The organism is Bradyrhizobium cedriense (genome assembly GCF_054602315.1).
Map to the genome: position 1 here is coordinate 830799 of NZ_JBTSWB010000002.1, position 12887 is coordinate 843685.

10 protein-coding genes are annotated in these 12887 nt (G+C 66.4%); 5 read left to right on the plus strand and 5 right to left on the minus strand.

What is annotated here, in order from left to right; all coding sequences use genetic code 11:
* Window positions 1-4: 4 nt before the first annotated feature.
* Together ACYCVF_RS10110 and nadA are read right to left on the minus strand one after the other, a co-directional pair.
* A complete protein-coding gene (locus ACYCVF_RS10110) occupies window positions 5-1612 on the minus strand; it encodes an L-aspartate oxidase (protein WP_459602149.1) in 1608 nt (535 codons plus the stop codon).
* 9 nt (window positions 1613-1621) lie between these two features.
* Window positions 1622-2728: a quinolinate synthase NadA gene (nadA, locus tag ACYCVF_RS10115; protein ID WP_459602151.1), complete on the minus strand. Its 1107-nt coding sequence runs from the start codon at window positions 2726-2728 to the stop codon at window positions 1622-1624.
* Window positions 2729-3061: 333 nt separating this feature from the next.
* On the opposite strand from nadA, the gene ACYCVF_RS10120 reads away from it, so the two are divergent.
* The 5 genes from ACYCVF_RS10120 (at window position 3062) to ACYCVF_RS10140 (ending at window position 8365) form a co-directional block, all read left to right on the plus strand.
* Window positions 3062-4315 carry an MFS transporter gene (locus tag ACYCVF_RS10120; protein WP_459602153.1) on the plus strand — a complete coding sequence of 418 codons (1254 nt, stop codon included), beginning with the start codon at window positions 3062-3064 and terminating at the stop codon, window positions 4313-4315.
* Between the two features lie 40 nt (window positions 4316-4355).
* Window positions 4356-5342 (plus strand): acrylyl-CoA reductase (NADPH), encoded by a 987-nt coding sequence (acuI, locus tag ACYCVF_RS10125; RefSeq protein ID WP_459602155.1) that lies wholly within the window; start codon window positions 4356-4358, stop codon window positions 5340-5342.
* Window positions 5343-5457: 115 nt separating this feature from the next.
* Window positions 5458-6045, plus strand: a complete 588-nt coding sequence (locus ACYCVF_RS10130; RefSeq protein ID WP_459602157.1) for a hypothetical protein — start codon at window positions 5458-5460, stop codon at window positions 6043-6045.
* Window positions 6046-6207: 162 nt separating this feature from the next.
* Window positions 6208-6453 carry a DUF6894 family protein gene (locus tag ACYCVF_RS10135; RefSeq protein ID WP_459602159.1) on the plus strand — a complete coding sequence of 82 codons (246 nt, stop codon included), beginning with the start codon at window positions 6208-6210 and terminating at the stop codon, window positions 6451-6453.
* A gap of 223 nt (window positions 6454-6676) precedes the next feature.
* On the plus strand, window positions 6677-8365 hold the full coding sequence (locus ACYCVF_RS10140; protein WP_459602161.1) for a methyl-accepting chemotaxis protein: 1689 nt from the start codon (window positions 6677-6679) through the stop codon (window positions 8363-8365).
* A gap of 3 nt (window positions 8366-8368) precedes the next feature.
* Here the strand turns inward: ACYCVF_RS10140 and ACYCVF_RS10145 are convergent, their stop codons facing one another.
* The 3 genes from ACYCVF_RS10145 to ACYCVF_RS10155 form a co-directional block, all read right to left on the minus strand.
* Window positions 8369-11071: a DUF2339 domain-containing protein gene (locus ACYCVF_RS10145; protein WP_459602163.1), complete on the minus strand. Its 2703-nt coding sequence runs from the start codon at window positions 11069-11071 to the stop codon at window positions 8369-8371.
* Between the two features lie 51 nt (window positions 11072-11122).
* Window positions 11123-12088 (minus strand): NUDIX hydrolase, encoded by a 966-nt coding sequence (locus ACYCVF_RS10150; protein WP_459602165.1) that lies wholly within the window; start codon window positions 12086-12088, stop codon window positions 11123-11125.
* 235 nt (window positions 12089-12323) lie between these two features.
* Window positions 12324-12830 (minus strand): tyrosine phosphatase family protein, encoded by a 507-nt coding sequence (locus tag ACYCVF_RS10155; protein ID WP_459602167.1) that lies wholly within the window; start codon window positions 12828-12830, stop codon window positions 12324-12326.
* Window positions 12831-12887 lie beyond the last annotated feature (57 nt).

The window sequence follows — 12887 nt, forward strand, 5'->3', positions numbered from 1 at the left end:
TCCTTCAGGCGATCATGGATTGCGCAATGCGCGGCAACGGGCGTTCGTCCAGGCTCTCCGCCACCCCGCGTGCAGCGGCGAGCGTGGTCATCGTTCTCCGGGCCTGTCCGGACGCGTCCGCCGGATGATCGGAGCGGAAATGCGCACCCCGGCTCTCGCGCCGCGTCCAGGCCGCAGCGGCGACGAGCAGGGCCGAAATCGCCATGTTGCGGAGGGCGATGTTGCCCGCCTCGGCTTCGAGCATGGCGAAGTGGCGCACGGCTTCCGCAAGCCCGTCGCCCTCGCGGATCACGCCGACATGGGCGCTCATGATCGTGCGCAGCCGCTTCACCGCTGCGGCATCCAGCGTGCCGGCGCGCGGCATCACCAACGCGTCGGGCAGGCGGGCGGGCGAGGGCACTGTGCGGCCGGCGATGTCGTCGGCAATCCGCGCGGCATAGACCACGGCCTCCAGCAACGAATTGGAGGCGAGCCGGTTGGCGCCATGCGCGCCGGTCGAAGACACTTCGCCGCCGGCCCAGAGCCCGTCGATCGAGCTGCGGCCGTGCGCGTCAACTGCGATTCCGCCCATGTGATAATGCGCGGCGGGCGCAATCGGAATCGGTTGCGTCGCGGGATCGATGCCGGCGGCGATGCAGCTCGCATGCACGGTCGGAAACCTTTCGGCGAAGCGGGGACCCAGTGCCTGCCGCGCATCGAGGAAGGCGCCGCGCCCGGCCGCGATCTCGGCGAACACCCCGCGAGCCACGATGTCGCGTGGTGCGAGCTCGGCGAGCGGATGGCGCGCCCTCATGAATCGCTCGCCACCGCCGTTGATCAGCGTCGCGCCTTCGCCACGCAGGGCTTCGGTGGCGAGCGGCGCCGGATCGCTTCCGACCATGATGGCGGTGGGGTGGAACTGCACGAATTCAGGGTCGGCGATCACGGCGCCGGCGTGGGCCGCGATCGCAAGGCCGGAGCCGCTCGCTTCACACGGATTGGTGGTGACGGCGTAGAGATGGCCGAGTCCGCCGGTTGCAAGCACGACCGCGCGCGAGGCGAGCACGACCGGCCATGCCGCGGGATCGCCGGCCTCGCGCAACTGAAGGCCGGTGACGGCGCCGTCCTCGGTCAACAGCGCTTCGGCGACAAAGCCTTCGATCAGGCGGATCGAGGGTGTGCGTCGCACGGCTTGGCTCAGCGCTGCGATGATCGCGGCGCCAGCACCATCGCCGCGCACATGGACGATGCGCCGCGCGGAATGCGCAGCTTCCCGTCCGACGGCAAGCCTGCCGCCGGGATCGCGATCGAACGGAACGCCATAGGCGAGAAGATCGTGAATGCGCGGCGCCGCTTCGCGTGAGATTCCGAGTGCTATGGCTTCATCGACGAGGCCGCCGCCGACCGCGACGGTATCGGCGGCATGTGCCTCCGGCGTATCGCCTTCGGCCACCGCCGCGGCAATGCCGCCTTGCGCCCATGCGGACGATGCGCCCTGTCCGAGCGGTGCGGCCGAGATCAACGTCACCGGCCGCGGCGCGAGCTTCAGCGCGCAGAACAATCCGGCAAGGCCGCCTCCGACGATGACGACGTCGCCGGTGTTGCGGGTGAGGTTGTGGACGCTGTCTTGCATGCTGTGCTCTCAGTTCTTCAGATTGATCATCCGCTCGACCGAGCGCCGCGCACGTTCCGCAAGCGCGGGATCGATCGTCACCTCCTCGCCAAGCGTCAGCAGGCTCTCCAGGATGTTGGCGAGCGTGATGCGCTTCATGTGAGGGCAGAGATTGCAGGGCCGCAGCATCTCCACGTCGGGAAGCTCCGCCCGCACATTGTCGGCCATCGAGCATTCGGTGATCATGACGAGGCGCCGCGGCCGCTTCGCGCGCACCCAATTGATCATGTGCGCGGTCGAACCGGTGAAGTCGGCTTCCGCCAGCACGTCCGGCTGGCATTCCGGATGCGCGATGATCTGGACGGACGGATCGGCCTCGCGGAGGGTCCGCAGCTCCTCGCCCGTGAAGCGCTCATGCACCTCGCACGCGCCTTTCCAGGCGATGATCTTCACGTCGGTCTTCGAAGCCACGTAAGTGGCGAGATAGCGGTCGGGCAGGAAAATCACGCTCGGCGCGTTCAGGCTCTCGACGACCTGCACCGCGTTCGAGGACGTGCAGCAGATATCGACCTCCGCCTTCACCTCCGCCGAGGTGTTGACATAGGCAACCACGGGCACGCCCGGAAATCTTTCCCGGAGCAGCCTCACGTCCGCGCCCGTGATGCTCGCTGCGAGCGAGCAGCCCGCGCGCGAATCCGGGATCAGAACGGTCTTGTCCGGATTGAGCAGCTTCGAGGTCTCCGCCATGAAGTGCACGCCGCACTGCACGATGATGTCGGCCTTCACCTTGGTGGCCTCGACTGCGAGCTGAAGCGAGTCGCCGCCGATATCTGCAACGCAGTGGAAGATCTCGGGGGCCTGGTAGTTGTGGGCGAGGATGACCGCGCCCCGCGCGCGTTTCAGCTCGTTGATCGCGTTGATGGCCGGCGCCATCAGCGGCCATTCGATCGGCGGGATCACGTGTCTCACGCGGTCGTAGAGCGGGCCGGTGGCGCGTTCGACCCGCGGCGTCCATTCCAGCGAGGGCATCGGCAATTTCGGTCCCCTGGGCGCCGGCTCGGCCCGGGGGGATGTGTTGAGCTCAACGTGCGGCCGGTTGGCGAAGTCGTCGGGGCCGTAAATTCCAGTGATCGGCATTGAAGCCTCCCATGTGCGCTACTTTTGCTCATTTTGAGAATATTTGAGGCCCGAGAAATCCGGCCAAGGGGCCGGCCGAACTCCGCCGCTGCTTAATATGCTCAATATGAGTAAATCAAACCTAACACGCTCCGAGGCGTGCCGCTAGGTCCTGCCGCACACATTCCCGTTAGTTCGGATGCGTAGAGCGAGGCCGTATTGAAACGCAATGCTCCCGCGGCAGCTCCTCATGGAATGCAACCGTTTTTGACTTGGGATTTTCATGCACATGCATTAAACGGCTCACCCGCGGCTGCTCATTTGCGGATCCGCCAACGACAGACGAGGAAGACCATGTCGGCACAGATCGGCGAACTCGCACCGGCCTCACGTTCCTCCAACTGGCGCACCCCGGCCGTCATCATTCTCTGCGGTTGTGCGATCGGCATGCTCGGCTTCGGTCCGCGCTCGGCGCTGGGCTTTTTCGTGCAGCCGATGAGCCATGAGTTCTCCTGGGGTCGCGACGTGTTTGGCCTCGCGATAGCCGTGCAGAATCTGTTGTGGGGCCTGGGTCAACCGCTCGCCGGCGCGGTCGCGGATCGCTTCGGCCTGTTCCGAGTGATGTGCGTCGGCGCTCTGCTCTATGCCGGCGGCCTTCTCTTGATGCGCTATTCCTCGACGCCGCTGTCGCTCGACATCGGCGCAGGCGTGATGGTCGGCTTTGGTCTTGCCGGCTGCTCGTTCAATCTGGTGCTGTCTGCATTCAGCAAGCTCTTGCCGCCGGAGAAGCGTGGCCTCGCGCTCGGTGCCGGCACCGCGGCCGGGTCGTTCGGGCAGTTCCTGTTCGCGCCGATTGGCGTCGCGTTGATCGACAATTTCGGCTGGCAGCAGGCGCTCTCCGTGTTCGGCTTCCTGATGCTGCTGATCATTCCGCTGTCGCTGGCGCTCTCGACGCCGCCGGTCGCAAATGCGGGCAACGCGACGCCCGCGGATGAGCAGACTTTCACCAAGGCGCTTGCCGAAGCCTTCGGCCACCGCTCCTACGTGCTCTTGGTCCTCGGCTTCTTCACCTGCGGCTTCCAGCTCGCCTTCATCACCGTGCATCTGCCGGCCTTTCTGGTCGATAGCGGCATCTCCACGCAAACCGGCGGCTGGGTGATCGCGGCGATCGGCCTGTTCAACATCATCGGCTCGCTCAGCGTCGGCTATCTCCAGAACTACCTGCCCAAGCGCTACATCCTCTCGACCATCTACTTCACCCGTGCGCTGGCGACCCTCGCCTTCATCGCATTCCCGATCACGCCGTTCTCGGCGATCGCGTTCGGCGCGATCTCCGGCCTGACCTGGCTGTCGACGGTGCCGCCGACCTCGGCGCTGGTGGCGCTGATGTTCGGCACGCGCTGGCTCGCGACGCTGTACGGCTTCGCCTTCGTCAGCCATCAGGTCGGCGGCTTCCTCGGCGTCTGGCTCGGCGGCATCGTGTTCGAGCGGTTCGGTTCCTACACGCCGATCTGGTGGCTCTCGATCCTGTTCGGCGTGCTTTCGGCGCTGATCAATCTTCCGATTGTGGAGAAACCTGTCGAGCGGGCGGTTGCACAGCCTGCCTGATCGGCTAAACAATCCCTGAAACAAGTCAGGGAGTTCAGTCGTGGCCACATTCAAGGCGATCCGGATCGACAAGGCGGACAAGGGCACCACCGCGCAGCTTACGCAGTTCGACGAAGCCGAGCTGATGGATGGTGACGTGACCGTCCGTGTGGAATGGTCGACGCTGAACTACAAGGACGGGCTTGCGCTCACCGGCAAGGCGCCGGTGGTGCGCCGCTTCCCGATGATCGCAGGGATCGACTTCGCCGGCACGGTCGAAGCATCCTCGCATCCGCAGTGGAAGACGGGCGACAAGGTGGTCTGCACCGGTTGGGGCATGGGCGAGACCCATCTCGGCGCCTATGCCGAGAAGGCGCGGGTGAAGGGCGACTGGCTGGTCGCCTTGCCCCAAGGCCTATCGGCGCGGGACGCCATGGCAATCGGCACCGCCGGGTTCACCGCAATGCTCGCGGTGCTGGCGCTCGAGAAGCACGGTCTCTCGCCGAAGAGCGGCCCGGTGGTGGTCACCGGCGCCGCCGGCGGCGTCGGCTCGGTCGCGATCGCCGTGCTCTCGAAGCTCGGCTACCACGTCGTCGCTTCGACCGGACGGGCCTCGGAGGCCGATTACCTGAAGCACCTGGGAGCGGCCGAAATCATCGATCGCAACGAATTGTCGGGACCGGCAAAACCCCTCGCCAAGGAGCGCTGGGCTGGCGGCATCGACAGCGTCGGCTCGACCACTCTCGCCAATCTGCTCTCGATGACCAGATATGGTGGAGCGATTGCAGCTTGCGGCCTGGCGGCCGGCATGGACCTGCCGTCCTCGGTGGCGCCGTTTATTTTGCGCGGAGTGTGCCTTCTCGGCATCGATTCCGTGATGTGCCCGATTGAGCCCAGGAGAGTCGCCTGGCAGCGTCTGGCGTCCGATCTGGATCGAACAAAACTCGTTGAAATCACGAAGGAAATACCGTTGACCGAGGTAGGGGATTGGGGCGCGAAAATCCTGGCTGGTGAGGTCCGCGGCCGCATCGTGGTAAAAATTGTCTAACGGCGTTCAGACTTTACCAACCAAGCTGCTTCAATGTCGCCATGGTTCGTATGGTAAGCAACGGGTAAAGAGATAAAGGCATCGCCCGCTGCGGGGGTTGGGTTCGGAGTTGAGCATGCTTGCGCGTATTGTGTTGGGGGCTGTCACGGCGGCAGCAACGTTTGCGCCGGCCATTGCAGGAAGCATGAACGCCGACGAGGCGCGCCGCTTCGTGGCCGGCAAGGTGTTCGCCTTCACCTGTTTCGACGGCACTCGCGGCGCCGGCCGTATCTTGGAAGATCTCGGTGCCGCCGGCGCGGTGCAGTTCTCCGGCGCAGGCCCGGTCAAACATCTCCGCCTGCCCGGCAATACGCTCCAGATCCGCGGCCAGAACGTCTGTGCCTCGATCAAGGGCATACCCTTCGAGCCCTGCTTCAACCTCGAAAAGACCGACGACCGCAGCTTCCGCGGCTCGGTGTCGGGCATGGGCTTCGCCTATTGCGACTTCCGCCATCAGGGCGGCAATCAGATGCTGATGGCGCGCGCTGCGGCGCGGCCACGCTCGCTGCGGACCCCGGAGCACACCGGTTCGGTCGGACCGTCCAATACCGAAGTCGCCGCGCGCGTCGAGACGCCGCGTGTCGAGAGCAGCCGGCTCGAGCCGGTGAAATCCGAGCCAGCGAAGAACGAGGGACCGCTGGAGTTGCGCCGGTCGACCCAGTGAGCCGGCCTGCGCGGACGATCCGCGCGCTTTGTCGTTGAAACATTTGGTCGAACACGAAGCCGCCGCGCCGTAATCATACGGGCGGCGGCTTTCATGCGTTGGTAGCTTTCGCGCCTCAGTTTGCGTGCGGCCGGTGGGCGCTCCCACGCAAGGGGTTCAACGATGTCGCTCTACTTCTTCCGCATCAGCACCGGCCGTTATTCCGGCGCCGCCGACCAGCCGTACGAGTTCGAGGATCGCGCAACCGCCTGGACCGAGATGACCGAACTGTGCGCCAATCTGCTTGGCGGCATCTCGCGCAGCCTGAAGCCGAACGCGGAGTGGTGCATGGAGCTGCTCGACGAGAACAAGAGGCCGGTCTTTCGCATCAGCCTCGTCGGCGAGACCGTCGGATGCAAGGCTTCCTAGATCCGACCTGAAGTTGCCATTTGAAGCTGTGTCGAGATCGCCCCGCACTCGCGCCCGTAGTTTTACGTAGGATCATGTTAACGCCTGTTTGCAATTATGGGCTTAGTCCTCACGGGATAAGAACCAGCCAGCATTGCTGAACTGACCTCCGCCCGGCCGTCCGTCGTGACGCCCTGCGGCGCAGGTGACGTGCGCCTTGCCGGGTATCATCGGGATTGTCGTGATGTCGAAATTGTCGATCGTCTTCAAGCTGCTGACCGTGCTGTCGGTGCTCGTGCTCTCGCTCGCAGGCGTCGGCGTGATGGCGATCGGCACGATGCAGAACATCAACGCCCACACGGTCGAGATTGCGGAGAGCTGGCTGCCGAGCGTGCGTGCGCTCGGCTCGATGCGCGCCGACATCAACGAGCTGCGCGTCGTCCTGCGACTGCACCTGATGCAGGAGAGCATTCAAGGCAAGGACGCTGCCGAGAAACGCATGGCCCCGCTGCGCGAGCGCATCGAGAAGACGCGCAAGGTCTACGAAGGCCTGATCACCTTGCCGGAGGAGCGTTCGATCTACGAGCAGTGGACCAAGGCCTGGGCCGAATACCTGAACGGCGTCCAGGAGACGATGGCGCTGTCGCGCAAGAGCCCTGGCCGCTTCCCGACAGAGGCCAACGAGCTGTTGCAGACCAAGGTCGCGAAGATGGCTCAGGCGGCGGATCCCCTGCTCCTGAAGAGCATCGAGCTCAACAACAGCGGCGCGGAAGCTGAAACGAAGGAGGCGGCAGCCAGCTACGCCACCATCTTCCGCGTGCTCGTCGGCATCATCGTTGCAGCCGTCGCGATCGCGATCGCCGCCGCCTACTATCTCGTGCGCGACGTGTCTCGTGGCATCGCCTCGATCATCCGTCCGATGCAGTCGCTCGGCGAGGGCGACCTCTCGGCCGAGGTGCCGCACCGCGGCGAGAAGACGGAGATCGGCTCGATGGCGGATGCGCTCCAGATCTTCAAGGAGGCGTTGATTGCCAAGAAGGCCGCCGACGAGGCGGCGGCGCGCGACGCCGAGGCCAAGATCGAGCGTGGCCGCCGCGTCGACGCCATCACCCGCAATTTCGAGGTCATGATCGGCGAGGTCGTCGAGACCGTGTCGTCGGCCTCGACCGAACTCGAGGCCTCCGCGGCCACGCTGAGCGGCACCGCGCAGCGCGGCCAGGAGCTCGCAACCGTCGTTGCGGCTGCGTCGGAGGAGGCCTCCACCAACGTCCAGGCGGTGGCGTCTGCCTCCGAGGAACTGTCGTCCTCCATCACCGAGATCAGCCGCCGCGTGCAGGATTCGGCGCGGATGGCCGCGGAAGCCGTCGAGCAGGCGGCGCGGACCAACGAGCGCGTCAACGCGCTGTCGCAGGCAGCCTCGCGCATCGGCGACGTCGTCGAACTCATCAACACCATCGCGGGCCAGACCAACCTGTTGGCGCTGAACGCGACCATCGAAGCGGCCCGCGCCGGCGAGGCCGGGCGCGGCTTCGCCGTCGTCGCTTCCGAGGTCAAGGCACTGGCCGAGCAGACGGCGAAGGCGACCGGCGAGATTGGCGCGCAGGTCGCGGGTATCCAGACCGCGACGCAGGAATCCGTCAGCGCCATCCAGGAGATCGGCGGCACCATCGAACGGCTGTCGGAGGTGTCCTCGGCCATCGCCGCCGCCGTCGAGGAGCAGGGCGCGGCCACGCAGGAGATATCGCGGAACGTTCAGCAGGCCGCGCTCGGCACCGAGGAGGTCTCCTCCAACATCACCGACGTGCAGCGCGGCGCGATCGAGACCGGCTCGGCCTCGGGCGAAGTGCTGTCGGCAGCGAAGTCGCTGGCGACCGACAGCACCCGCCTGAAGGTCGAAGTCGCGCAGTTCCTGCAATCCGTCCGCGCAGCCTGATCCTCAACTGCCGGTCTGCGGCGCGGGCGGCGGCGGTGCGACCTGGCGCCGGAACAGGATCCGTTGGTACAGCCAGCCGATCGCGACCAACACGATGCCGAGGCACATGAACGACAGCGCGCGGTAGACGCCCGTCAGCGTCGACATATCGATGACGAAGGCCTTGAGGATCGTCAGCGCGATGACCGCGGCCGACGCGAGCCGTGCCCGTTCCGAATTGACGAGGATGCCGACGCCGAGCAGCACCACGCCGAAAGCGAGCCAGCCGATCGAGTAGGTGTATTGCTCGGCGCCCGTGGTCGACCCGGTGGACAGGATCGGGCCGTTATAGAAGCGGCGGATCTCCAGCGTGACATAGGCGAGCGCGAACACGAGCGCGCCGCCTGCAATCGTATTGGCATAGACCTTGCCGCGCTCGCCGGCCACGGCATAGGACAGCAGCAGCAGCAGCACGGCCGGCAGCGCATAGCCGAGCAGCAGCAGGTTGAACACCGCGCCGCCGACGTCGGTGCGCCACAGCAGCGGATTCTCCAGGATCAAGAGACCGAACACGCTGATGAGCCCGGCGATCGCCGTCAGCACGACCGCGCCGACATTGTGCACGATGCTGCGGCTGCGCAGCCGCAGGCGCTCCAGCCCGATGGCCATCGACAGCGTGACACAGACTTGCAGTGCGAATTCGAGCAAGGAGGGGGCGTCGGTCATGCGGCCGCCGGTCGCAAAGTGCCGGATCTCCATGAAGACGAGCAGCGCGGTGAACAGGATCGCCGCGGTCTCGACCATGCGCAGCGGCGCATCGTCGGAGCGGCGGCGCAGGAAGACGCTCGCAGCCCAGAAGGAAAGTGCCGGCAAGCCGTAGCCCCATAACAGCCAGTTCAGAATCGGCGTGGTGCCGACGGCGTCGCCGACGATGCGAGGATCGTAGGCGATGCGCGCGGTGACGAGCCCCGCGAAGATCGCGGCCAGCCAGCGCAGGAACGGAATCGGCCGCTGCATCGAGATCCAGGCGGTGCCGAGCGACATCAGCGCCAGTGCGATCGTCAGCCAGCCCTTCTCCAGCGCGAAGGTCAGCGCCAGCGCCAGTGCGCCAAGCGTGCCGGTCGCGAACAGGGCCGTGGAGATCGCGACGCCCGGCCGGGCCTCGCGGCGCGTGAGCGCCTCGGTCGCAGCGCCGAAGGCGCCGGCGAGCAGCACCGCCAGGATCGCGAACGGGATCGAGCGGTCGAGATGAGCGATACGCGCGTAGAGCGCGACCAGGATCGCGATCGGCGTCGCGACCCCGGCCGCCGACCACACCACCGGAATGATTGCCGAGTTCGAGCGGCCTTGTGCCAGGAAGCCGGCGATGCCGAAGCCGGCGGCGAAGATCACGGCCATCACCAGGTGCAGCGTCACCGCGCTGTCGGTCGCTGTCGGCCCGATGCCGGGCATGGGGCCGCCCGGCAGCACCAGCATATCGGGATTGGCGCGCACCGCCCATTCGGCGAATACTATGAAGACCGTCGCCGCGGCTGCACCCAGTGCGGCCGTGGCCGCCGGCGCTCGCCAGGCGACGAACAGCGTTCCCGCGACCAGCAGGGCGAAGGCGATCAACGCCAGATCGGCATGCGCGCTCGACAGCACGATCAGCATCGCGCCGAACAGATACGCGCCGAGCGCGCCCGACGAGACCGGCTCGATCTCGCCGTCCTCAATGGTCGGGCCGAACATGAAGCCGCAGACGACGAGGAGCGCGGCCAGCACGAAGCCGGCGATGACATGGAAGGCGTGCGGCGCGACCTGCAGTTCGGCGGCGTCGAGACCCGGGAAGACCCAGAGCACGGCGAACACGATTGTCGTGACCGCGAGCCAGCGCCATAGCCGGATACGGGCGAGACCAAAACTCGCGGCGGTGACGATCGCGAGATAGACGTAAAGCGCCCAATAGTCCGGCTTGCCGCTGGAGACGAGGATCGGCGTCACGAAGGCGCCGACCACGCCGAGGCCGGCGAGTGCCGGGCCGTGCAACAGCGCTGCGGCCAGCGTGCCCATCGCGACGATGCCGAGCAGCACGAAGGCGGTTGCGGGCACCAGGAAGCCATAGAGCGCATAGGCCGCGTAGATCGTGGCGAACGCCACCGCCGTGCCGGCCGCGGTGAGGATCGCGGGGATGTTGGCGATCGGCAGCGCCTGGATGCTCGAGATGGCCTCCTTGCGCCGCGTCCATTCGCCGGCGCCGAGCAGCGCCACCGCGAACAATCCGCCGAGGAACACGCGCACTCCGGGGCCGAGGAGGCCAGCCTCGATCGAATAGCGCACCATGAAGAAGCCGCCGAGCGCGAGCGCGAGCCCGCCGATCCACACCACCCAGCGGGTGCCGAGCCGCTCCTCGAAACCGGGCGCCGGCGCGGGCAGCGGCGGCGGTGCGTCGGCCTCGGTGCTGGTTTCGAATGAAGGCGAGGGAGCTTCTTCCGTGACGAGCGGGGGCAGCTGCTCGACTTCCGGGGCAAGCGGCGGCGGCTCTGCGGCGGCCTCCGCCGGTGCGGGCGCCTCCTCCCAGAAAGGCGTGAGCGGCGGCGGCTGGACCGGCCGTTGGGCGGAAAACAACTCCTCGAGCGAGTTCAGTCGCCGGCGTAGCTCGGCCGCCTGGTTTGAGGCCTTGATCGCGATCAGGAAGGCGACGATCGCAATGATCAGCGCAAAGACGTCGAACGGGCCGTCGAACATGAAGCCTCCAGGCAACCGGCGGGCAGGGGCCGGCACCCCAAATATCAGGATCTAGCGCCGGGAGCGCACGCGCAAGCCCGGCGCGGGTCGTTCCTGGAGCACGTCGCGGCGGAAGCGATAGAGCGCCGCCGGCCGTCCGCCCGTCTGTGTCGACATGACCCCGGTCGGTTCGACCAGGGCTTCCATTTCGACCAGGCGACGGAAATTTTGCTTGTGCAGATGCCGGCCGGAGATCGCCTCCACGGTGTGCTGCAGTTCGGTGAGTGTGAATTCAGGCGGCAAAAGTTCAAAGACGACAGGGCGATACTTCAGCTTTGCGCGCAGCCGCGCAATGGCCGTGGCGAGAATCCGGCGGTGGTCGAACCGCATCGAGGTCCCGAGCGGGGGAAGCGTCACGCGCGCCAATGCCGCGGGGCGGCCATCGCGCCGCGCCTCCTCGATCAGCCCGGCCTCGTACAGCAGCTCATAGCGGTCGAGCACGCGTTCCTCATCCCAGGGCACGCCGTCGAGACCGAAATAGAACCGCACGCGGTCCTTCCGCGGCAGCGCGCGCGTCGTCTCCGGCGTCTCCTCCTCCGCCCACTTCGTCAGTGCCGGGATGATGTCGCGGGCGATGATCCCCGGCGGCTGCTCGCGCCAGTCTTCCCACGGGAAGAAGCGGTACCATGGCTCGAAGCTCGCGCCGGTCGCGACGAGCTCGCCGCCGATCGCGCGCGTCAGCGCGAGATAGCCGATCGACACCATATGGGCGCCGGTGTCGCCGGCCTCGGCATGACGGCCGCGATCGCCGAACGTGTAGAGCTGCTCGACATAGCCGAGACGCAGGCCCGCCTGTTGCTCGACCCAGGCGCGCAGGCCGATCTCGAAGGTGCGATGGGCGAGCGCATCGAACGGGCCGAATGGCAGGCCGGCAAGCCCGTCAGCACCGCGTGCGGTCAGGATCAAGGGTTCGTGGTTCTCGATCGCAACGATTGCGGCGGTGAGGCCGATCTCGATCGGCGTCAGTCTGTCGTTCATGCGGCTGAGGTCACAAACGTTGCCACAAACTCGTCATGCCCGGGCTTGTCCCGGGGATCCACGTTCTTCGTGCCCCGGGACAGGTCTTGGATGGCCGGGACAAGCCCGGCCATGACGACGTGGAGGCATGTGCGCATAAGCCCACCAAAGGCATGCGCAATGCCCTCTCCCGCAAGCGCAAGCGCAAGCGGGAGAGGGAGCGCAGTTCCGTTGCGGCTGCTATTCGATGCTCGCCTCATTCGAGCTCGATCACGAAGGGACGGCCCTCGACCATCATCGAACCCGGGCCCATCTCGTCGAGCGCGCGCAGCATGCGGCCGTTGCGCCCGAGAGCACGATCGGCAAGGCTGACGATACGCCGGTTCGGCGAAGCGATCGGCGAGGCCGCGCGGATCTTCCTGGCGATCTCGGTCTCGTCACGGTTCGGATTGAGCGCGCAGACGGCCGCGAATGCACTCGCGGTGGAGCGGCTGATGCCGGCGTAGCAATGCACCACCAGTGGTGCGCTGCGATCCCAGCCGCGCACGAAGGTCAGCACCTGCTCGATATGCATTTCTGATGGTGCGACGAAACCGTCAATCTCCTCGGTGATGTCATCCATCGACACCTTGAGGTGGTTGGCGGGGAGCACCGACACCGGACGGGCTACCTGCTCGACATTGGCCATCACCGTCAACACATGGCTGGCGCCTGTGGTACGGACAGTCTCGGGAAGCGCGGCGAGGGAACAGACGTGGATCATGGCGGACCTTTTTGGCGCCGATTATAGCCAGCCCGCGTAGGGTGGGCAAAGGAGCAT